Consider the following 18,106-nt stretch of genomic DNA (forward strand, 5'->3'; position numbering starts at 1 on the left):
AACACAGCGCTTTTCCCGATAATGAGCCGGCCGCAGGAGCCTTGCCCTTGACTTCCGATTCCCCGTTCCCTATTCCCGGTTCACGGCTATTCAGTTGGCCGACACGAATCTACTGGGAAGATACCGACGCTGGCGGCGTGGTCTATCACGCGCAATATGTCGCCTTTCTGGAGCGGGCGCGCACCGAATGGCTGCGCGCGCACGATCAGAGCCAGGAGCGTTTGCGCCGGGATCACGATCTGCTGTTTGCGGTGCGTGCGATGGAACTGGATTTCCTGCGTCCGGCGCGGCTGGACGACCTGCTGCAGGTAACGGTCGAAGTGCGCCAGTGCAAGCGCGCCAGCGTGGTCTTTGCCCAGTCGATCCGGCGCGGCGAAGAGGTTCTGCTGACCGCCGCGGTGCGGGTGGCAGCGCTGACCGCGTCGGGATTCAAACCCCAGGCGCTGCCTGACGCGTTGTATCAGGCATTCAAATCGCTCGAACTGCCCCCTGGCACAACCGATACCGACAATCCGAAAACCTTGAGGAACAACGGATGATTGCAATGCTCCTGGCCTTTCAGGACACCGTGGTGGAAGCGCTGCCGGAAGAAGCGGTCGCCGCCGCCGCCGAAGCCACCGCCAGCACCGTCAACAGCGGTATCAACTATTTCGATCTGATGCTCAAGGCCAGCCTGCCGGTCAAGCTGATCGTGCTGTTGCTGCTGGCCGGCTCGCTGATCAGCTGGGTGATCATTTTCCGCAAGGCGCGCATCTACAAGAATGCCGACCGTGGCGCCGACGAGTTCGAGAACCGCTTCTGGTCCGGCGCTGAGCTGAGCAAGCTGTACGCTGGCGCGGCCGATCGCAATCGCGTGGTGACCGGGCTGGAAGCCATCTTCGAAGCCGGCTTCCGCGAGTTCGCCCGCTTGCGCGACAAGCGCAAGCTCGACGGCCGGATCCAGTTGGAAGGCGCCCAGCGCGCGATGCGCGCCACCTATGCGCGCGAGGTCGGGCAACTGGAACGCAACCTGGAGCTGCTGGCCAACATCGGTTCCACCGCGCCCTACGTGGGTCTGGTCGGCACCGTGTTCGGCATCATGGTGACCATGCACGACATGCTCAACAGCGGCGAGCAGGCCGGCATCGCCTCGGTGGCGCCGGGCATTTCCGAAGCCCTGTTCGCCACCGCCATCGGCCTGTTCGTGGCCATTCCGGCGGTCTGGGCCTACAACCGCTTCACCACCCGGGTCGAGCGGCTGTCGGTGCGCTACGAAACCTTCGCCGAGGAGTTCAGCTCGATCCTGCAGCGCCAGTCCTCGGCCGACGAATAAGCGGAGTCCGCCATGACCGCCGCCTTTGCCCCGCACCGCAAGCGCCGCAAGCTCAAGTCCGAGATCAACGTCGTCCCGTACATCGACGTGATGCTGGTGCTGCTGATCATCTTCATGGTGACCGCACCGCTGCTGACCCTCAGCGTGGACGTCGACCTGCCCGATTCCACCGCCCGTTCGGTCGAAAGCCAGAAGGATCCGGTGATCGTCACCGTCGACGCCAGCGGCCGCTACACGCTGACGCTGGAAAGCGGCAAGCCCGAAGCCATCGACGCCGAGATGCTGCAGGCCAAGCTGCGCGCATTCGTCGGGCAGAATCCGGATACCCCGGTGTTCGTCGCCGCCCCCGGTGCCTCGGAGTACCAGCGGGTGATGGACACCATGGTCATGCTGCAGCAGTCCGGGGTGAAGAAAGTCGGCCTGATGAGCCAGCCGGGCGGCAATGCACGCTGAGGCCTTCCCCCGCCAGGCCCCGCTGGGCCAGGACGATCTGTGGCGGCCGGTCCTGCTGGCCGTCGGCGTGCACCTGCTGGTCGCGCTGCTGTTCCTGCTGGCCTGGTGGTGGTCGCCGTCGCGCAGCATGCAGCCGGCAGCCGGTTCGCCGATGGTCGAAGCGGCCTTGATGATCTCCACCGCCGACATCCGTTCGGCCGAACAGGCCATGCGCGATGCGCCCAAGCCCGAACCGCTGCCGGCGCCGGTGCAGGAGATTGCCGAGGAGGAAACCGTGCCGCCGCCGCAGCCGATTCCCGAGCCGCGGCCGCAGGATTCGCCGGTGCAGCAGCAACAGCAGGCGCAGGAGCGGATTCCGGTCCCCGACACCACCGAACAGGACCGCGCCAGCGCGCTGGCCATCTCGCAGGAAAAGGCCCGCCAGGAGCAGGAAGAAAAACGCCGGCAGGAGCAGATCGACCTGACCGAGCGCGAGCGCCAGCTGGAGGCCGAACGCAAGCAGCGGCTGGCCAAGCAGCAGGAAGAAGAGGACCGGCAGAAGAAGCTCGATGAAATCCGCCGCCAGCGTGCGCAGGCCCAGCGCGAGGCGCAACTGGCCGAACAGAAGCTGCGCCAGCTGGCCGACGCCCGCGAGCGCGCCACGCCCGCGCCGGCGACCACCGCCAGCACCACATCGCCCGGCACGCCCGGACAAGGTGGCACGGATGCCAATCTGACCGCCCAGTACGCGGCCGCCATCCAGGAAGCGGTGCTGCGGCAATGGGTGCGGCCGGATTCGGTACCGTTGGGCCAGCGCTGCCGCATCACCATCCGCCAACTGCCGGGGGGCGAAGTGGTCAGCGCCGAAGTCGATCCCAGCTGTCCCTACGACGCCGCCGGCCGCCGCTCGGTGGAGGCGGCGGTGCTGCGCGCCCAGCCGCTGCCGTATCGGGGTTTCGAATCGGTGTTCCAGCGCACCCTGAACTTCAATTTCCAGGCCCAGGACCGCTGAGCGCCGCGATTTTGTTCATAATTGCGAAAACGTTCACGCGGAAGCTGCTATCCCTTGTACCCCCAATGAACCGACCCTGCACAACCTGCCCATGATGAAGAGAATCCCCGGCCTGATCGCCGCATTGACGCTCCTGATGCTGTCTTTCGCCGCCTCGGCGCAGCAGCAGGGGCTGGAAATCGACATCGTCGGCGGCAATGCCTCGGCATTGCCGATCACCGTGGTGCCGATGCCGTACCAGGGTTCGGCCGCCGCTCCGCCGACCGATGTGTCCAGCGTGGTGCGCGCGGACCTGGAGCGCTCCGGCGCGTTCCGCACGCTGCCGGAAGCCAGCATCGTCGAACGGCCGCTGCGCGGCAGCGAAATCCAGTACCCCACCTGGCGCGCGCTGCGCCAGGACTACATCGTCGTCGGCCGGGTGGTCGACGGTGGCGAGGGCGCCTATCGGGTCGAGTACGAGCTGTTCGACGTCGCCAAGCAGGAGCGCCTGCTGGGGCTGGCGATGACCGCGCGCGCCAATGCGATGCGCGATGTCGCCCACCAGATGGCCGATGCCATCTACGAGAAGATCATGGGCATCCCGGGTGCGTTCTGGACCCGCATCGCCTACGTCACCGCCACCGGCCGCGGCAACAACACCCGCTACGCGCTGATGGTGGCCGATTCGGATGGCTACAACCCGCAGACCATCGTGCGCTCGGCCGAGCCGCTGGTGTCGCCGGCCTGGAGCCCGGACGGCAGCCGCCTGGCGTACGTGAGCTTCGAAGGCGGCAACTCGGCCATCTTCATCCAGAACATCGTCACCGGCGCGCGCGAAAAGGTTGCCGGTTTCCGCGGCATCAACGGCGCGCCGTCGTTCTCGCCGGACGGCAGCCGGCTGGCGCTGACGCTGTCGCGCAGCGGCAACCCGGAAATCTACGTGATGGACATCGCCAGCAAGCAGCTGCGCCAGCTGACCAACACCTCCAGCATCGACACCGAACCGACCTGGAGCGCCGACGGCAGCACCATCTATTTCACCTCCGACCGCGGCGGGCGTCCGCAGATCTACCAGGTGCCGGCCGCTGGCGGGTCGGCGACCCGGGTGACCTTCCAGGGCAGCTACAACGCCACCCCCACCGTGTCCTTCGATGGCAAGAAGATCGCCGTGGCGCAGGGCAGCGGCAACACCTACCGTATTGCGCTGATGGACAGCAGCCTGGGTTCGCCGCGCTGGTCGTCGCTGTCGCCGGGGTCGCTGGACGAATCGCCCAGTTTCGCCCCCAATGCCAGCATGCTGTTGTATGCGGCGCGTGAGGGCGGCCGCGGCGTGTTGTACGCTGTCTCGGCCGACGGCCGGGTCCGCCAGCGCCTGGTGCTGGCCGATGGCGATGTACGTGAGCCGGCATGGTCGCCCTACCGCACAAAACGTTAAAATTACGTCTACAATTCTCGTCCCCACACCACTCCCCGCGATAAGCCCAAGGAATGACCATGAACAACACTGCCCGTATCTTGATGCTGTCCCTGCTGTCCGTGGCCGTCCTGGCCGGCTGTAAGAAAGCCGTCAAGGAAACCCAGCCGACCGACACCGTCACCACCCCGACCACGCCGACCGGCCCGACCACCTCCGGCGTCTACGGCCCCAACGATCTGGATACCGATGCCTGCCTGCGCCAGCGCGTGGTCTACTTCGATCTGGACCGCGATCTGGTGAAGCCGGAATTCCAGGCCATCATGGGTTGCCATGCCAAGTACCTGCGTGACCGTCCGTCCTCGCGCATCACCCTGGAAGGCCATGCCGACGAGCGCGGCAGCCGCGAATACAACCTGGGTCTGGGCGAACGCCGCGGCAACTCGGTGTCTTCGGCACTGCAGGCCAACGGCGGTTCCGGTTCGCAGCTGACCGTCGTCAGCTACGGCGAAGAGCGTCCGGTCTGCACCGAGTCCGGCGAATCCTGCTGGTCGCAGAATCGCCGCGTCGAAATCGTCTACACCGCCCGCTGATCTTTAAGCGATGGCACTGACGAAACAGTCGATGCTGGTACTTGCGGCGGCCCTGGTGGCCGCCGCACCCGCGCATGCGCAACGCCAAAGCCTGGCCGACCGCGTCAGCGCATTGGAGATCCAGGCCAACAACAACCAGGGCAACATGGATTTGTTGAACCGGGTGACCCAGCAGGAAAACGAACTGCGCCAGCTGCGCGAGCAGATCGAACTGCTGCAGAACGAACTGGAACAAATCAAGCAGCGCAACCGCGACCAGTACCTTGACCTCGACGGCCGGCTCAACCGGCTGGAGGGCGGGGTACCCGGGGCGGTTCCGCCGGTGGCGGTGCCTTCTGGCGGGACTGCCGCAGCGCCGGTTGCCCCAACGGTGCCGGTTGCCGCCACCGCAGTCGCGGACGCCGCTCCGCGCGTGCATGGCGATGTTGGCGCGCTGGCCCAGGCCGGCGACGAGCGCACCGCCTACAACGTGGCGTTCGACAAGCTCAAGGCCGGCGACTATGTCGATTCGGCACAGTTGTTCACCAGTTTCCTCGAGTTGTACCCCAACGGCGTCTATGCCCCCAACGCGTTGTACTGGTTGGGCGAGAGCTATTACGTCACCCAGAATTACGAACTGGCCGCGCAGCAGTTCCGCGCATTGCTGGAGCGCTATCCCACCCACGACAAGGCCGCCGGTTCGCTGCTCAAGCTGGGCCTGTCCGAGTACGGACTGGGCCAGGTGGAGCGGGCCGAACGCACCTTGGGCAGCGTGGTCAGCCAGTACCCCGGCAGCGATGTCGCCCGTACCGCCGATGACCGCCTGCGCGCCATCCAGTTGGGCCGGGTCCGCTGATTCCAGCCCGGGCATGCGCGCCCACGGCGCATCCGGCTCAGCCTGAAAACGAACATCCGCGCCATTGGCGCGCCTTACCGCGTCGCCGGCGAGCGGCGTAACCTGTGCCGATGAATGCCGCGTCCATCCCCAGCGAAATCGTCCAGTCGTCCAGCGATCGGCTGAAGATCACCGAGATCTTCCTGTCCTTGCAGGGCGAGGCCAACGCGGCCGGCTGGCCGACCGTGTTCGTGCGCCTGACCGGCTGCCCGCTGCGCTGCCAGTACTGCGATACCGCTTACGCCTTCCATGGCGGGCAGTGGTGGGACATCGACGCCATCCTGGCCGAAGTGGCCGGTCACGGCGTCCGCCATGTCTGCGTCACCGGCGGCGAACCGCTGTCGCAGAAGCGCTGCCTGGGGCTGCTGCGCAGGCTCTGCGATGCCGGCTACGACGTGTCGCTGGAAACCTCCGGCGCCATCGACATTACCGGCGTCGATGCGCGGGTGTCGCGGGTGCTGGACCTGAAAACCCCCGGCTCCAAGGAAATGGCGCGCAACCGGCTGGAGAACCTTGCGTTGCTGACCCCGCGCGACCAGGTCAAGTTCGTGCTGTGCGGCCGCGCCGACTACGAATGGGCGCGCGACATGGTCGCCCAGCACCGCCTGGCCGAACGCTGCGACGTGCTGTTCTCGCCCAGCAAATCCGAACTGCCGCCGCGCGAGCTGGCCGACTGGATCGTCGCCGACCGCCTGCCGGTGCGTTTCCAGATGCAGTTGCACAAACTGCTGTGGGACGACGAGCCGGGAAGGTGACCGGTGGTTGGTCATTGGTGATTCGTGATTTGCAGGGGCAGCCAATGCCTCGTCCGAATCGCGAATCACGAATCACCAATCACGACCTACCATGAAAAAAGCCGTCGTCCTTCTCTCCGGTGGCATGGACTCCGCCGTCGTCGTTGCCATCGCCCGCGAGCAGGGCTATGCCGTGCATGCGCTCAGCGTGCGCTACGGGCAGCGGCATACCTCCGAACTGGAAGCGGCCGTGCGGGTGGCCGATTCGCTGGGCGCGGTGGCGCACAAGACCGTGCATGTGGACCTGCGCAGCATCGGCGGTTCCGCGCTGACCGACGACATCGAGGTCCCCGAGGCCGGCGGCGGCGGCATTCCGGTGACCTATGTGCCGGCGCGCAACACCATCATGCTGTCGGTAGCGTTGGGCTGGGCGGAAGTGCTGGGCGCCACGGACATTTTCTGCGGCGTCAACGCGGTCGACTATTCCGGCTATCCGGATTGCCGGCCCGAGTTCATCGACGCGTTCGAAAAGCTCGCCAACCTGGCTACCAAGGCCGGCGTGGAAGGCGCCGGTCTGCGCATCCACGCCCCGCTGCTGAAGCTCAGCAAGGCCGATATCGTGCGCGAAGGCGTGCGGCTGGGGGTGGATTTCGCGCAGACGGTCTCCTGCTACCGCGCCGATGAACAGGGCCGCGCCTGCGGCCACTGCGACGCCTGCCAACTGCGTGCGGCCGGCTTCGCCGACGCCGACGTGCCGGATCCGACCCGCTACGCCTGAGCGCGCCCGCAAACCGGCGGCTTCCCGCTGGATTTCGCTGTGCGCCGCAGCTGGGTTAGAATGCACACCCCGGCGCAATGTCGGGGTTTTCATGGGCCGTTAGCTCAGTCGGTAGAGCAGAAGACTTTTAATCTTTTGGTCGAAGGTTCGAATCCTTCACGGCCCACCATATGCATCAGGCACTTAGGTTAGCCCCAAGTGCCTTTTTTGATGGCTCCGGAAAAATTCCCGGAAAAATTCGCGCCCGTGACGATGTTCCACGGGCGCCTGTGACGGCTACTGATCGCCGGTTGCCTTCGGCAGCTTGGGCGGTTGCACCACCGGCACGTCGTGCGCGTAACGCCTCACCATTGCTGGAGCGACATGGCCGCTGCTGTCCTGCAGATCGCCGAAGTTTCCCTCGGTGTCGGTCACGCCTCGGTGCTTGAGGCCGTGCAGGCTGAAACGGTCCTCTTCCGCGATGACGCCCTCGCGGATCGCCATGGTGATGGCGCGCTGCCAGGCTGAATCCAATGCGGATTTCGTCAGCGGTGTTCCGCTCTGGGATACCAGCAGGCGGCGCCGTTCCGGTTTCAGCGGGATAGGGCGCTCGTGCGCTTTCATGCGCTCCTTGCGGTACTTGGCCAGCCAATCCCAAGCCTCGCGCAGCGCGTCATTCCACTCTGTGATGTTGTCGCGCGAACCTTTGCGGCGGTTGGTGCGGATGCCCTGTTCGGTGTGGTTGGCATCGGTGAGCGTAGTTACCTCAATGCCGCGCAGTCGCACGTTGTACGCCAGCAGCATCACTGCGTGCAGGTAGGGCGAAACGCTCCCGCGAGTGTGAGCGGTCAAGCTACCTCGCACTCGCACGAATTCCAGCATGGCGACGAACACTTCCGGGGCGGGCATCTTGAACTCGGCCAGCTCGCGCGCCTGGCGAACACCTTGAGCCGGATTGTGCTCGCAGTGGCCGAACCGAATACCCCAAGCGAACAGGCGGCGCAAGTAGCGCAGGACATGATTCGCCTTGGAAGGGCGCGGATCCAGTGCCGGCAGTTTGCCCCTGGCCTGCCGGCCCGTTGCGATGGCCTCCACCATGCGCTGGATGGCCGGCACGCGCAGGCGGGCCACCTGCACCTCACCCAATTTGCTCCCATCCGTCAGCACGAATCCTTTGGCCTCGCTTGCGCACTGCGCGTAGTCCTTCTGAGTGCCCGAGGCCAGCGAGTTGAACTCGCCGGATTTGACGAACTGATCGCACAGGTAGCCCAGCGAGCCTCGATTGTCGCCGCCGCGAGCCACCTCCATGATCGCGTGCAACTCCGACAGCCGCGCCTTGGCGAAGGCCACCGTCCGCTTGCGCGGACGGCCACCTTCAGGGTGAGGTTCGTAAATGAACCATCGGTTGTCACTCCAATAGATGCCCACCGGTAGTGCGTTCTGGTCGATGTGAGCTGGAATGTCGGGATTGAACTTCCTGTTTCGTCCAGGCCTCATGCAATCATGTCCTCGATACGCGGTTCGTCGTTGGCGGAGACCGGTCGCGCCGAAACACCGAGAGCCGCGTTCAGCGCCTCCATGGTTGTCCAGATGCCGCCCTGACCATCGTACTTGTAGCGGATGTGCTGGCGCTCCGCCCAGCGCACCACGGTGGATGCTCGGGGCGCCGGCCCCGTGGGCCGACACATGCGCTGTAGTGCGGCGAAAGTGAGGATCTTCTCGGTCATAGCGGTGCGCCCTCCCACCACTCGCGGCGGCTTTTCCACTGCAGACGCATTTCCTCGCGCAGTTCGTTGGCGGCAGCGCAGCCACGCTTGTCGCTGATTCGTTGCATGAGTTCGGCCACCTTGGCCTCAGTGACATAGCCCTCGCGCAGCCACGTCCGCGCTTCACAGGCGCGGCGGTGGGCTTCCGTGCTGGTATCCGTCATCGGGCTTTGCCTCCGGTGCCGAACAGGGCGAACAGCACCACGTTCTCAGCTGGCCCCGCCGGTGGTCGTGGTGTGCGGACGCGATGCATGCGCTTCCACTCTTGCAGGGCCGTGTCGAAGTCGGGGCACTTCTTCGTGGCGCCGCACCGGCATTCGATGAAATGGCCGCCGCCAGCGGTCGCCTGCCTGCAGTCGTGGATATGCCGCGCCAGATGCCCTGCCTGGCAGCGGGGCAAGGGCATGTCGTGGTCGACCTGGCGCTGAGTCATGGCCGACCTCCTTGTTTTGCCGCCGCCCGCAGCCGTTTCACCGCGATGGCGAAACGTTCCGGGTCGCGCTCGATGCCGATAAAGCCGCGCCCTTGCTCCAGGCACGCGGCCCCTGTGGTGCCGCTGCCGGCGAAGGGGTCCAACACGATTTCACCAGGGGCGGTGAAGTCCGTGACCAGGGCGCGAAGCAGCGCCAGCGGTTTCTCGGTCGGCACGCTGGCCTTATTGCAGACCGGCGTGATCCACGTCCCCGGACCGCCACGGCGATTCCAACGCTTGCGTCGCTTACCCGCGTGCAAGATGGCGATCTCTTCGTGACCCTGGCCAGGCCGGTCACCGGTCATCTGCGGCACGGGATTCTGCTTTACCCAGATGCCCCGGCGGATGAACTCGGGCCAGTCGTACAGGAGCCGGCCGTGGCGCATGTCACACGTCGCCACGCACCAGCCCTCTGCGACCGACAGCCAAGCGCGAGCGGCGACCGTGAACTGCGCATCGGTGAACGCATCGAACGTCACCAGTTGCTTGTCGCGCGCGCCCTTCTTGTTGGTCTTGGCATTACGGTGCGTGCGGCCGGCATACGGCGGGTCGGTGATCACCGCTGCAACCGGCTGCAACTGGCCGATGATGCGTTCGCTGTCCCCGCAGTACATGACGGCCGCACCGATGCGTGCGGCCTGTTGGATGCCGTTGGTCTTGGTCGGACGGAACATGCGGATCATGCCAACCCCTTCCGCACGATGTGCGCATCGATCTGTGCGGCAATCAGCGCGCCGGCCTTCACCAGTTCGCGCAGGCGGGCGGACGGATCCACGTAGGCGTTGCCTTGGCCGTCGCTGGTGACGGGCGCCGGCTTCCACCACTTCTTGGCGAACGGCCAACCCTCGGGCGCCGTGTTGAAGCACATGGCATCCGTCCGGCGCGGATCCTTCAGGGGCATGGCGTAGCAGGCCGCGGCCATCGCCAACTCCTCGGCGCCGTAGCCGCTGTCGCCAGCCGGCGAGAACCCCTCGATTTCGCACTGGCGTGCGCGTTCGTCTGCGATCAACGTTACGCCGAAGTTCGCGACCGTGCGCCGCAGGCGGTTGGCAACACGGGTAAGTTCAGCGGCCGCGATGGCATCGGCCTTGCCAAGTGCGATCAGGGTGGCCACCAGCCCCAGCATGCTGGCTGTGTGCGGAGGCAGGATCGGGCGATCCGTCACCAGGCTATCGGCCTCGCTGAGCGCGGCTGTACGGTCCTGGGCGCGAAGCGCGTCGCGCCCGGCCAGGTTGGCGTCTTGTACCCGCTGTTCCAGCAGACTCAGGTCGAAGGAACTCATCGTGCAGCGGGCCAGCTCGATGATTGCGTGGGCGGCTTCCAGTTCTCGGCGCATGCGCCAGAAGGCCTCAGACATGGGCCACCTCCCGGCGCACGGCCATCGCACGCCGACGGCGCACGGTCATCGGAATCTGGCCCACCGCCAGCGCCGCCTGAGCGGGCTTCTGGGCGCGAGTGGTGACCAGGTGGTAGACGAGCGCACCGCCAGCGGCTGGCGCGGCGCTTAGTGCGAGCAGGGCGACCAGATCAAGCATGGGCCACCTCCGTCGCGGCGGCCGCTCGTGCCTCGACGCCCGCAGCGGTTACCGGCCGCGGCAGCAGGTTGGCCACCTCGAACGGAAAGCGCAGCCCGTCCAGGTACTCGGCCAGCTCCTTGCTCAGCCGGGCCTCGGCGCACTGGATGAAGTCGGGAGTCTTGGTTATCCAGCCCCGGCCATGACCCGCACGGCGCTGCCAGCACTTCACAACCTCCACACGGCCGCCCATCTGCAGCACGCCGGTAAGGACCACCTTGTTCCGCTCGATGCGGACGTGCACCTCGGCGTGGCAATCGCCGCCGGGGGCGCCAAAATCCACGCCATTAACCACCGGCGTGGTAGGGTTCGCGCCGGGTCCGGTGGCTGGACTCGGCGAAGGTGTAACGGTGGTGGGGACATCCCCGCACATCTGTTGCATGGCTCTCATCTCCTGAGCTTCGTTGGGGAAGGCCCGAGGGGAGGTGTTGGCGCACCGCCCGCCGGACCCGCTTTCTCCGGCTAACCGCCGGCGGGGTGGGACGCGGTGTTCATGCTTGGAATACCCAGCACTTCACGATGGCCGGCTTATCAGGCTGTCCAGCGCGGATGTAACTGTTCACGGCCGTGTTGGCGTCGATGAACTTGTGGCGGCGCGAGTTGCGCAGCAGCGCACGCACGATGTTGAGATCGGCCAGCCGCTGGGAGTGGTGGGCGGCCTTGGCGTAGAACTCGTTGAGGTTGATGGCGATGCGCTTGGGGTCACGCGAGTGGTTGACCACCGGCCCGGCCTGCATCCCTTCCAGGTACTCGTAGACCTCCCAGAACTCCACGATCTGCGGGTGATCGGCGTTGATGGCCGTCTGCCGTTCCAGCGCCATGTTCACCAGCGCATCGCGCGTGGCCTCGATCATCGGCACGGGGATGTCCACCACCAGTCGCAGGCAATCGAACAGGGCCAGCATCTGCGCGTGATTCTTGATCACGCGCTCGACACGGATTTCCTTGCGCTCACGCAGCGCCGCCTCGTAGAAGCGGGCGCGCTCGGCGAATTTCTCCAGCACCAGGCGCTCGGCCTTGATCGCTTTGATCAAAAAGTGGCTCAGGGACTCGACCGGCAGTGCGTTGAGGTTGTCGGCCGCGATGCGGCTGTTCGTAGTGACCTCGGGCCGCTTGAAGTGCAGCTTTACGATGCGCGTCAGAATCGCTTCGCTGGCGTCCACGGCCGCGTTCTGGCTGATCACGATAGTGCCCCGAAACGGTGGTTCATAGGTATCGTTGCCGCCGTTGCGCACGCCGCGTGTGGCCAGTGTGCCGCCGCCGAAGAAGTCCTTCAGTTCGTCCCACTCGAACGTCTTGGCGTGGGCCTTGTCCGGCTCGTTACGGTCGGCTTCCAGCAGCACCACCGGCATGCCAGAGATCTGGCCCATCGCACGGGCGCGACCGGCCTTCGACGACTTGGCCGGGTCGAAACCCTCGTAGTCGCTGCGGCCCAGCAGCTTCCACAGGAACGTCAGCAGCGTGGTCTTGCCGGCGCCGGCCTCGCCCGTGGCTTCCAGAAACGGGTAGCTCTTGTGGGCCGTGCGGATTTGCTCGGCAAACAGCGAGCCAAACCAGAACGTCAGGGCGACCATGCCGTGCGTGCCGAAGCAGGTCCACAGCCACGGCAGCCAGTCGGTGCGGTAGCCGTCGGCATCGCGCTGAATCTCCAGCTTGATCGACTTCTGGGTGGTTTTCAGGCGTAGCTTGTCGAACTCGAAGTAGTCCTCTTCGTTCGCCTGCACCAGCTCGCCATCGCGCACGGCCAGGTCACCGAGCAGGTACGCGCGGTGTTCCTTGCTGTAGCCGACGAAGTCGATGGTGTCGACCTTCTTGATGTTGAACAGCTGGTCCTTCATCACGTGGATCAACTCCGACGCGGTGCCGTCGAACACGGCGCCCGGCGCGAAGCTGGCCAGCCGGTCGCGGAAGGTGGGCGCGTTGAGCGTCTGCGAGGCGGTAAACGTGCCCTTGACGCTGGGCGCCTCGTGTGGGAAGTCCACCCGGAAGAAGTACCAGGATTCGTCGGTGACCTCGTTGCGTTGGAAATACAGCGCTTCCGGGTAGCAGTTGGCGATTTCGCGCACCGACGCGGCGGCGGCCTGCAGCTTGGGCAGGTGTTCGTCGATGTCCTCTTCGCCGTGCTGGCCGACAAATTCCTTCTTGACCTTCTCGAAGCGGCTGCTGTCGAAGTCGAACCACCACAGGCGGGCCTTGAACTCCAGATGGAACTCGTGGCGGCCGTCGTGGTTGAAGATCAGCAACGCCTTGTCCTTGGCCGTCTTGGCCAGCACCAGGTCGCCCTGGTAACGCGCCTCGGCCACATCGTCGGCCCACTGCTTCGCCTGGTCGACCTTGTCGCCGTGCGACAGGGCACGCAAATGCAGGTCGTTCCAATCCACTTTGCGGTCGCGCTGCGGGACCAGCGCGGCCTTGCAGGGGAAGCCCATGGCGCGGGCTCGCGCCACATGCTTGCGCAGGTAGTCGCGTGCGGTCGGCTCGTTGTCCGGTGCCCAGATCAGTGTCGGCAGGTTGCCGCGCCGCAGCTCCAGCAGCTTGCGCAGCGAGCCTTCCGGAAACTGGTTGGAGGACATGGCCGACACGGCGTCCTGGCCGTGGTGCAGGTGCGCCAGCGCATCGAAGATGCCTTCCACGATCCACAGTTCTTGCACCTCGGCCAGCCGCTCGGTGACCTCCTGCGGCGCCCACCAGGTGCCGGCGAAGCTCTGGCCCGGCGCAAACCGGGCTTTCATCTTGCCGAATCGGTGCGGGCGGTCGATCAGGCGCTCCCACCATTGGCCGCGCTCCAGCGGGAAGCGCACGGTGGCGCTGCCGGCCTTGAGTTTGGGGTTGTAGTAGTTCTCCTGCGTGAACAGCCCGCGCACGCGCGTCAGGTCGAAGCCGCGCGCGTGCTGCAGGTAGGCCTCGGCCGCAGCGTGCGGGTTGGCGTCGGTCGTCGGGTGGCGATTGCTCCAGTCGTCGAACAGATCGTCGTAGACGTCCTTGACGTGGATTTCGCGGCCACACTTGGCCTGGCGCCCGCAGCGCACCACCCACGGGCTGGCATGGTTGCAGTACAGCTCTTTCTTGCTGCACGACGGGCATGTGCCGCCGCGCATGTACGTCGTGCCGACACGCAGCTTGAGCTTGTAGTCGCGCTCAAGCCGCTGGATTACCTGCTGGCGCAGATCTTCTTGCATGGGGTGGTTAACCTGCCGCCTCGGTGGTGTTGGGGTGTTGCATGGCTCTCTCTCCTGACGTCGGTGGTCAGGCCTGAGCGGTGTTGGCGCACCGCCCTGGCCTGCGGGGCGGTGTTACAGGGACTCGCTGGTCAGCTGTGAGTGGTTGAGAATCTCCAGCATGTCGTCGCGGATGTACTCGGCAACGGCCGCGGTGGCGTCGTGGCTGACCCCTGCCGCCACGGCCACGTCGTTGTTAATCGCGGCCAACAGCATGGCGGCCTGCTGGGCGCGCCACAGGCGGTCGTAGTCGTCGCCGGGGATGATTTGGCCATCATCGTGGCGCTTGCGCGGGGCATTGGCGGGATGCTTGGTCACGTTGCCCATTACGCGCCCTCCGTCGTGGCCCACGCGCAGCCGGTGAAGCCGTGCGCGTGTAATGCGTCGGCCAGCAGACGCAGGCGCTTGGGTGGCATCAGCAGCGTCAGCGGCCCGAGGTTCAGGCCGGTGTCACCGGCCAGCGACACGGCGTCCCGCTCCAACAGTGCGGTGGCCACATGGAAGCGCTCCGGCGTGCTGGAGAACCAATCCAGGCGCAGGGTTCCATCGGCGCCAACGCGCAGCTCGGCGACCGCGCCAGGGATGTCCAGTTCGTACTGGGCAGCATAGCGAGTGCGCATCAGGCACCCGCTTTGTGCGCGCTGCGCACGGTGCCGGTGATGGCCACATGGACCTGGTGCAGCGTCAGCTGGCCAATGGGCGTGCCGCTGGCTTGCAGGCGGGCGCTGAGGGCCTGCCAATCGGTGTATTCCCAGTCGAGGGTGTCGGCGATGGCGCCGAAGTAGGTGGCGATGTGCCGTGCCGGGCTGTTGCCGGGCGTGGCGGAGGTGTGCTGTTTCATGGTGCGCGTACTCCATGTCGTTGTGGAGTCCGCCACCGCCGAGACCAATCGGAGGTGGTGGACGACGCGGAGTTGGTCTACCGGGGAGACGCGCCACCCGGCGGGGCCGAAGCCCCCACCGCGCCGCCCACCATAAACTGGCTGGCAGCAAGCCCTGGCACCGAGGCCGGGCATGAAAAAAGCGCCTGCATCGGATATGGGCGCTTTTGCGCGCATCTCAATCGGGAGACCAATCCCGGTCACCGAATTTGCGGCGACGTGGGAATAGTTGCTCCGACCGGCGAAGGTGTCAAGGGGGAATCGTGGTGATTGGCGGCGGTGCGTCATCGACGCGTGCCGGCGCGAAGCGATAGCGACCAGCGTCATGCACGCCCCCGCCGCGTTGACGCGGTGGGCGTGGTGATGACCAGGTACGTGCCGCCGCCCTGGATGTGCGCCTCGACCTCGGCGCGCAGGCGCTCGGCTTGACGGGATTTCACCGCCGGCATTGCCAGTTCGTCAGGGAGCTGCTGACCAGACACCAAGCGCGGCGCCTGCGCCGTCGCCCAGCCGTCGCGATGGACCTTGCCCAGTTGGCGCTTCATGCCCGGCTCCCGCGCAAGATGCGATGCCAAGCCAACGCCAGCCGCTCCACGTAGGACGCCCGCCGCTCGGGAATGCGCTTGAATTCGGCTTCATTGAGCCACCACGCATCGCCCCTATCGAAACGCACCCGGTAGTTACCGTCGCCAGAAGATGCGATCACGGTGCCGTGCTGGCCCTTGGCGAAGAAGTTGGCCGACGCGCGCGTCGTACGCACGCGGGCGCCAATCTCGTAGCGGTCGCGATAACGGGTCATGCCAGTACCTCGCGCGCGACGGCGACGCCGTTGATCACGGCAATGCCGTGGTCGGTCGGAGAGGCCGCGCTGCCAGCCTGCGACATCTGCAGCAGGCCACGGCGCACGAGCGCGGCTACTGGGCCGGATAGGTGGACGGCGCAACCCTCCCTGTCATGGAAGTGCACGCCAACCCATCCGACTTTGCGGGCGACCAATCCGTTACAGCGCACGGCGGTGGTCAGGCATAACTGCTGTTCCCGGGGAAGGTCCGCCAGGGTGATGCGTGTCTGCATAGGAGGCCTCAGTCGTCGTGGTCATCGGCAACCGGTTCCTCAACGTCATCATCGTCAAGGTCGCCGCCATTGGTGTTGTCGGCGTTTACCGCCAAGCTCAGCGTCATCTCGGTCTGTGCGCTCTTTCGCGCGGCCAGATCGTCATCGCGGTATTTTTCGAGCGTCTTGTCTCGACGTGAGCCGGGGGTACGTGGCAGCTCGCAGGGCGGGGCGTGCGGCATGCCGGAAGGGCTGGCCAGATGCGTGAGTTCGGTGTGTCCGCTGAATGCCGCGCTACACACGGGGTTGTCACATACAAACGTGTCGTGGCGCAGAAATTGATGAAGCAAATAGCTGGTGCGCTTGATCAGGTGTGCACCGCAAGCGGGGCAGCTGAAAACGACCTTGCGGCGCGGAGAGAAGACAGCCATGCCTCACCCGGTCCGGGTAGATTTAGGTGACAGCGTGGGGATTTGGGGGTTACGCTTTATTCCGAGCGCCACGGCGGCGAGGTGTGCTTTGCCGTAGTTGGCCTTGCTGCGACCGAGGAGCACTTCCTTTACCGCGTCCAGGCTCAGATTGTGGTCGCGGGCGAACTGTGCGGCGCTGATGCCGTTGTCCCGTAACCAAGCACGAGCCTGTTCTGCGGTGCGTAAGGGTGAAGCCTTGCGGCGAGCTTTGCGGTCGGACATGCGCGGGCCATCGCGTGGAGTTGCGCGAAATGATGGTGAACTATTGTTCACCTGTCAAGGTGAACTGTAATTCAAAAAGGGAGACGGCTGGATGGACTTCGGCAGACGATTGAAAGAAGAGCGGGAGCGGCTTGGATACACGCAGGAAGCGCTAGCGACCGTCTGCAACGTGTCCAAGCGTGCGCAACTCAAGTACGAATCGGGCGAGCAATGCCCCGGTGGCGGCTATCTTGCCGGCGCTTCATTGGCGGGTATCGACATCGTTTACGTGCTGACCGGGCGACGGACAGGGCAGCACGATCCAGATGAGACGCGGCTACTCGCCAAATATCGTTCGGCATCGAGCGAAGTGAAGAAGGTGGTGATGGCAGCACTTGCCGCTGCACCCGCGACGCCGCAGGCGGCCTACACGATCACTGCAAGCGACATTGCGCAAGTCGTCCAAGGCAACGTGGATCAGTCTGGTGCGACAATTCAAGTCGGTAGAAAGAGGAAGCGCTGAGTCCTGCCTAAACTTTCAAGGAAGACGGCCGATGTAATCGGCTCCCCATTCAAGGACTGTAGATGGAAAGTAAGAACCTCCCCCCGGAAACCAACATTGGTCAGGTGATCTACGGCAGCGTGACTGCCACCACCCTTGTGATCAATGTGGGAGGGCAACCGCGACAGCTTGCCGAAATTGATGGTAAGCAGCTCAGAGACGTCAGAAAGACCGTTATCAAACGGCTGACCTATCGGCGCGCGCATACAGCGATCCCGACGCTGATCTTTGCAGTTCTTGTCTTTTGGCTGTGGTCGCTGATCCCGCAGGCAGTTGCCAACATGCCAGATGCAGATGCCGTGACCAAGGACATGACCTCGCTGGGCATGCTGATCGGTAGTGCCGTCGCAGCCTGGATGGTGATCCGAATCTATTCTGGCACCTGGGCAAAGCGCCGGAAGAACACCATCGCCGAGCTGGAAGCAGTACTGGCAAAGATTGATGCTGAACTCGACATGCGCACACCTTCTTCTGGTTCCACCCTGCCGGACTGGCTACGCACGCTAATCACGTCGCTACGGTCGTAGTCGGCCGCACATTCTTCGACAAGGACTCAAGAATATGGATGCTCTCCTTTCGACTGCCACACAAACGAATCACCGCCGCAGCGGGCTGTTGGAAAGTGCGCTGATGGTGATTGAGGAACTCCGCACTCAGATTGATCCGGGCGACCCCAAGTGGGCCGACCACTTGGACAAGATTGTCTACGTCAGCCAAACGCTTCGAGCTGCCGTAGAGATTGATCGCCTGTATCGCTGATATCGCCTACCGCGCCGGCAAGCCTGCTGACGCGGGTACGGCAT

Annotated in this window: 29 protein-coding genes and 1 tRNA gene; 13 read left to right on the top strand and 17 right to left on the bottom strand. The window is 65.2% G+C overall.

Going from position 1 to position 18,106, the window contains the following annotated elements; genetic code table 11:
- Positions 1–47 precede the first annotated feature (47 nt).
- The 10 genes from ybgC to CRO39_RS07485 all read left to right on the top strand — a co-directional run bounded on the left by ybgC (position 48) and on the right by CRO39_RS07485 (position 7,297).
- The gene (gene ybgC / locus CRO39_RS07440) at positions 48–539 is read left to right on the top strand and encodes a tol-pal system-associated acyl-CoA thioesterase (protein ID WP_097121228.1); all 492 of its coding nucleotides are present in this window, start codon (positions 48–50) and stop codon (positions 537–539) included.
- Positions 536–1,312 carry a protein TolQ gene (tolQ, locus tag CRO39_RS07445; RefSeq protein ID WP_097121229.1) on the top strand — a complete coding sequence of 259 codons (777 nt, stop codon included), beginning with the start codon at positions 536–538 and terminating at the stop codon, positions 1,310–1,312. Before ybgC ends, tolQ begins: the two co-directional genes overlap by 4 nt.
- A 12-nt stretch (positions 1,313–1,324) precedes the next feature.
- The gene (gene tolR, locus CRO39_RS07450) at positions 1,325–1,765 is read left to right on the top strand and encodes a protein TolR (RefSeq protein WP_097121230.1); all 441 of its coding nucleotides are present in this window, start codon (positions 1,325–1,327) and stop codon (positions 1,763–1,765) included.
- A complete protein-coding gene (gene tolA / locus CRO39_RS07455) occupies positions 1,755–2,756 on the top strand; it encodes a cell envelope integrity protein TolA (protein ID WP_097121231.1) in 1,002 nt (333 codons plus the stop codon). Before tolR ends, tolA begins: the two co-directional genes overlap by 11 nt.
- Before the next feature lie 94 nt (positions 2,757–2,850).
- Positions 2,851–4,170, top strand: coding sequence for a Tol-Pal system beta propeller repeat protein TolB (gene tolB, locus CRO39_RS07460; protein ID WP_097121336.1), 1,320 nt, complete (start codon positions 2,851–2,853; stop codon positions 4,168–4,170).
- A gap of 59 nt (positions 4,171–4,229) precedes the next feature.
- Positions 4,230–4,742, top strand: a complete 513-nt coding sequence (gene pal, locus CRO39_RS07465) for a peptidoglycan-associated lipoprotein Pal (RefSeq protein ID WP_097121232.1) — start codon at positions 4,230–4,232, stop codon at positions 4,740–4,742.
- Between the two features lie 10 nt (positions 4,743–4,752).
- A complete protein-coding gene (ybgF, locus tag CRO39_RS07470) occupies positions 4,753–5,577 on the top strand; it encodes a tol-pal system protein YbgF (RefSeq protein WP_097121233.1) in 825 nt (274 codons plus the stop codon).
- A 110-nt stretch (positions 5,578–5,687) separates the two neighbouring features.
- A complete protein-coding gene (queE, locus tag CRO39_RS07475; RefSeq protein WP_097121234.1) occupies positions 5,688–6,371 on the top strand; it encodes a 7-carboxy-7-deazaguanine synthase QueE in 684 nt (227 codons plus the stop codon).
- Positions 6,372–6,435: 64 nt separating this feature from the next.
- Positions 6,436–7,128: a 7-cyano-7-deazaguanine synthase QueC gene (queC, locus tag CRO39_RS07480; RefSeq protein WP_274382267.1), complete on the top strand. Its 693-nt coding sequence runs from the start codon at positions 6,436–6,438 to the stop codon at positions 7,126–7,128.
- A 93-nt stretch (positions 7,129–7,221) separates the two neighbouring features.
- A tRNA-Lys gene (locus tag CRO39_RS07485) sits at positions 7,222–7,297 on the top strand.
- A 107-nt stretch (positions 7,298–7,404) separates the two neighbouring features.
- Here the strand turns inward: CRO39_RS07485 and CRO39_RS07490 are convergent.
- From CRO39_RS07490 to CRO39_RS07565, 17 genes are all read right to left on the bottom strand, one after another.
- The gene (locus CRO39_RS07490; RefSeq protein WP_097121236.1) at positions 7,405–8,604 is read right to left on the bottom strand and encodes a site-specific integrase; all 1,200 of its coding nucleotides are present in this window, start codon (positions 8,602–8,604) and stop codon (positions 7,405–7,407) included.
- Positions 8,601–8,834 carry a hypothetical protein gene (locus CRO39_RS07495; protein ID WP_097121237.1) on the bottom strand — a complete coding sequence of 78 codons (234 nt, stop codon included), beginning with the start codon at positions 8,832–8,834 and terminating at the stop codon, positions 8,601–8,603. The genes CRO39_RS07490 and CRO39_RS07495 overlap by 4 nt, the downstream gene beginning before the upstream one ends.
- Positions 8,831–9,037: a DUF7696 family protein gene (locus CRO39_RS07500; protein ID WP_097121238.1), complete on the bottom strand. Its 207-nt coding sequence runs from the start codon at positions 9,035–9,037 to the stop codon at positions 8,831–8,833. Before CRO39_RS07500 ends, CRO39_RS07495 begins: the two co-directional genes overlap by 4 nt.
- Positions 9,034–9,306: a hypothetical protein gene (locus CRO39_RS07505; RefSeq protein WP_097121239.1), complete on the bottom strand. Its 273-nt coding sequence runs from the start codon at positions 9,304–9,306 to the stop codon at positions 9,034–9,036. Before CRO39_RS07505 ends, CRO39_RS07500 begins: the two co-directional genes overlap by 4 nt.
- Positions 9,303–10,028: a DNA-methyltransferase gene (locus CRO39_RS21335; RefSeq protein ID WP_097121240.1), complete on the bottom strand. Its 726-nt coding sequence runs from the start codon at positions 10,026–10,028 to the stop codon at positions 9,303–9,305. Before CRO39_RS21335 ends, CRO39_RS07505 begins: the two co-directional genes overlap by 4 nt.
- Positions 10,025–10,702, bottom strand: coding sequence for a hypothetical protein (locus CRO39_RS21080; protein ID WP_202926331.1), 678 nt, complete (start codon positions 10,700–10,702; stop codon positions 10,025–10,027). Before CRO39_RS21080 ends, CRO39_RS21335 begins: the two co-directional genes overlap by 4 nt.
- Positions 10,695–10,880 carry a hypothetical protein gene (locus tag CRO39_RS07520; protein WP_097121241.1) on the bottom strand — a complete coding sequence of 62 codons (186 nt, stop codon included), beginning with the start codon at positions 10,878–10,880 and terminating at the stop codon, positions 10,695–10,697. Before CRO39_RS07520 ends, CRO39_RS21080 begins: the two co-directional genes overlap by 8 nt.
- On the bottom strand, positions 10,873–11,301 hold the full coding sequence (locus CRO39_RS07525; RefSeq protein WP_238394661.1) for a hypothetical protein: 429 nt from the start codon (positions 11,299–11,301) through the stop codon (positions 10,873–10,875). The genes CRO39_RS07520 and CRO39_RS07525 overlap by 8 nt, the downstream gene beginning before the upstream one ends.
- Positions 11,302–11,410: 109 nt before the next feature.
- Complete coding sequence (locus CRO39_RS07530) at positions 11,411–14,098, bottom strand: toprim domain-containing protein (RefSeq protein WP_097121242.1); 2,688 nt, start codon at positions 14,096–14,098, stop codon at positions 11,411–11,413.
- A 114-nt stretch (positions 14,099–14,212) separates the two neighbouring features.
- Positions 14,213–14,464 (bottom strand): hypothetical protein, encoded by a 252-nt coding sequence (locus tag CRO39_RS07535; RefSeq protein WP_238394662.1) that lies wholly within the window; start codon positions 14,462–14,464, stop codon positions 14,213–14,215.
- Positions 14,464–14,757: a hypothetical protein gene (locus CRO39_RS07540; protein ID WP_097121243.1), complete on the bottom strand. Its 294-nt coding sequence runs from the start codon at positions 14,755–14,757 to the stop codon at positions 14,464–14,466. Before CRO39_RS07540 ends, CRO39_RS07535 begins: the two co-directional genes overlap by 1 nt.
- Positions 14,757–14,978 (bottom strand): hypothetical protein, encoded by a 222-nt coding sequence (locus CRO39_RS07545; RefSeq protein ID WP_097121244.1) that lies wholly within the window; start codon positions 14,976–14,978, stop codon positions 14,757–14,759. Before CRO39_RS07545 ends, CRO39_RS07540 begins: the two co-directional genes overlap by 1 nt.
- Positions 14,979–15,340: 362 nt before the next feature.
- Positions 15,341–15,562: a hypothetical protein gene (locus tag CRO39_RS07550; protein WP_097121245.1), complete on the bottom strand. Its 222-nt coding sequence runs from the start codon at positions 15,560–15,562 to the stop codon at positions 15,341–15,343.
- Positions 15,559–15,816: a hypothetical protein gene (locus CRO39_RS07555; protein WP_097121246.1), complete on the bottom strand. Its 258-nt coding sequence runs from the start codon at positions 15,814–15,816 to the stop codon at positions 15,559–15,561. Before CRO39_RS07555 ends, CRO39_RS07550 begins: the two co-directional genes overlap by 4 nt.
- Complete coding sequence (locus CRO39_RS20465; RefSeq protein WP_141400744.1) at positions 15,813–16,091, bottom strand: hypothetical protein; 279 nt, start codon at positions 16,089–16,091, stop codon at positions 15,813–15,815. Before CRO39_RS20465 ends, CRO39_RS07555 begins: the two co-directional genes overlap by 4 nt.
- An 8-nt stretch (positions 16,092–16,099) precedes the next feature.
- Entirely contained in the window at positions 16,100–16,501 is a 402-nt protein-coding gene (locus CRO39_RS07560; protein ID WP_097121247.1) for an ogr/Delta-like zinc finger family protein, read from the bottom strand.
- Between the two features lie 3 nt (positions 16,502–16,504).
- Entirely contained in the window at positions 16,505–16,762 is a 258-nt protein-coding gene (locus CRO39_RS07565; RefSeq protein ID WP_097121248.1) for a DNA-binding protein, read from the bottom strand.
- A 91-nt stretch (positions 16,763–16,853) separates the two neighbouring features.
- Between CRO39_RS07565 and CRO39_RS07570 the strand changes: the two genes are divergently transcribed.
- The 3 genes from CRO39_RS07570 to CRO39_RS07580 all read left to right on the top strand — a co-directional run bounded on the left by CRO39_RS07570 (position 16,854) and on the right by CRO39_RS07580 (position 18,062).
- Positions 16,854–17,264, top strand: coding sequence for a helix-turn-helix domain-containing protein (locus tag CRO39_RS07570; protein WP_097121249.1), 411 nt, complete (start codon positions 16,854–16,856; stop codon positions 17,262–17,264).
- A gap of 62 nt (positions 17,265–17,326) precedes the next feature.
- Positions 17,327–17,830 (top strand): hypothetical protein, encoded by a 504-nt coding sequence (locus CRO39_RS07575; protein ID WP_097121250.1) that lies wholly within the window; start codon positions 17,327–17,329, stop codon positions 17,828–17,830.
- A 34-nt stretch (positions 17,831–17,864) separates the two neighbouring features.
- Positions 17,865–18,062: a hypothetical protein gene (locus CRO39_RS07580; RefSeq protein WP_097121251.1), complete on the top strand. Its 198-nt coding sequence runs from the start codon at positions 17,865–17,867 to the stop codon at positions 18,060–18,062.
- The last annotated feature ends 44 nt before the right edge of the window (positions 18,063–18,106 follow it).

The organism is Pseudoxanthomonas wuyuanensis, from assembly GCF_900215535.1.
GTDB lineage: Bacteria > Pseudomonadota > Gammaproteobacteria > Xanthomonadales > Xanthomonadaceae > Pseudoxanthomonas_A > Pseudoxanthomonas_A wuyuanensis.

Coding starts and splice junctions, on each gene's coding strand:
- CRO39_RS07540 (WP_097121243.1), bottom strand. CDS start 14,757: ATGCGCACTCGCTATGCTGCCCAGTACGAACTGGACATCCCTGGCGCG.
- CRO39_RS07500 (WP_097121238.1), bottom strand. CDS start 9,037: ATGACGGATACCAGCACGGAAGCCCACCGCCGCGCCTGTGAAGCGCGG.
- CRO39_RS07545 (WP_097121244.1), bottom strand. CDS start 14,978: ATGAAACAGCACACCTCCGCCACGCCCGGCAACAGCCCGGCACGGCAC.
- CRO39_RS20465 (WP_141400744.1), bottom strand. CDS start 16,091: ATGCAGACACGCATCACCCTGGCGGACCTTCCCCGGGAACAGCAGTTA.
- ybgF (WP_097121233.1), top strand. CDS start 4,753: ATGGCACTGACGAAACAGTCGATGCTGGTACTTGCGGCGGCCCTGGTG.
- CRO39_RS07570 (WP_097121249.1), top strand. CDS start 16,854: ATGGACTTCGGCAGACGATTGAAAGAAGAGCGGGAGCGGCTTGGATAC.
- pal (WP_097121232.1), top strand. CDS start 4,230: ATGAACAACACTGCCCGTATCTTGATGCTGTCCCTGCTGTCCGTGGCC.
- CRO39_RS21080 (WP_202926331.1), bottom strand. CDS start 10,702: ATGTCTGAGGCCTTCTGGCGCATGCGCCGAGAACTGGAAGCCGCCCAC.
- CRO39_RS07550 (WP_097121245.1), bottom strand. CDS start 15,562: ATGAAGCGCCAACTGGGCAAGGTCCATCGCGACGGCTGGGCGACGGCG.
- CRO39_RS07560 (WP_097121247.1), bottom strand. CDS start 16,501: ATGGCTGTCTTCTCTCCGCGCCGCAAGGTCGTTTTCAGCTGCCCCGCT.
- CRO39_RS07505 (WP_097121239.1), bottom strand. CDS start 9,306: ATGACTCAGCGCCAGGTCGACCACGACATGCCCTTGCCCCGCTGCCAG.
- tolB (WP_097121336.1), top strand. CDS start 2,851: ATGAAGAGAATCCCCGGCCTGATCGCCGCATTGACGCTCCTGATGCTG.
- CRO39_RS07565 (WP_097121248.1), bottom strand. CDS start 16,762: ATGTCCGACCGCAAAGCTCGCCGCAAGGCTTCACCCTTACGCACCGCA.
- tolA (WP_097121231.1), top strand. CDS start 1,755: ATGCACGCTGAGGCCTTCCCCCGCCAGGCCCCGCTGGGCCAGGACGAT.
- CRO39_RS07490 (WP_097121236.1), bottom strand. CDS start 8,604: ATGAGGCCTGGACGAAACAGGAAGTTCAATCCCGACATTCCAGCTCAC.
- CRO39_RS07520 (WP_097121241.1), bottom strand. CDS start 10,880: ATGCTTGATCTGGTCGCCCTGCTCGCACTAAGCGCCGCGCCAGCCGCT.
- tolQ (WP_097121229.1), top strand. CDS start 536: ATGATTGCAATGCTCCTGGCCTTTCAGGACACCGTGGTGGAAGCGCTG.
- CRO39_RS07575 (WP_097121250.1), top strand. CDS start 17,327: ATGGAAAGTAAGAACCTCCCCCCGGAAACCAACATTGGTCAGGTGATC.
- tolR (WP_097121230.1), top strand. CDS start 1,325: ATGACCGCCGCCTTTGCCCCGCACCGCAAGCGCCGCAAGCTCAAGTCC.
- CRO39_RS07495 (WP_097121237.1), bottom strand. CDS start 8,834: ATGACCGAGAAGATCCTCACTTTCGCCGCACTACAGCGCATGTGTCGG.
- CRO39_RS21335 (WP_097121240.1), bottom strand. CDS start 10,028: ATGATCCGCATGTTCCGTCCGACCAAGACCAACGGCATCCAACAGGCC.
- CRO39_RS07525 (WP_238394661.1), bottom strand. CDS start 11,301: ATGCAACAGATGTGCGGGGATGTCCCCACCACCGTTACACCTTCGCCG.
- CRO39_RS07580 (WP_097121251.1), top strand. CDS start 17,865: ATGGATGCTCTCCTTTCGACTGCCACACAAACGAATCACCGCCGCAGC.
- queE (WP_097121234.1), top strand. CDS start 5,688: ATGAATGCCGCGTCCATCCCCAGCGAAATCGTCCAGTCGTCCAGCGAT.
- CRO39_RS07535 (WP_238394662.1), bottom strand. CDS start 14,464: ATGGGCAACGTGACCAAGCATCCCGCCAATGCCCCGCGCAAGCGCCAC.
- CRO39_RS07530 (WP_097121242.1), bottom strand. CDS start 14,098: ATGCAAGAAGATCTGCGCCAGCAGGTAATCCAGCGGCTTGAGCGCGAC.
- CRO39_RS07555 (WP_097121246.1), bottom strand. CDS start 15,816: ATGACCCGTTATCGCGACCGCTACGAGATTGGCGCCCGCGTGCGTACG.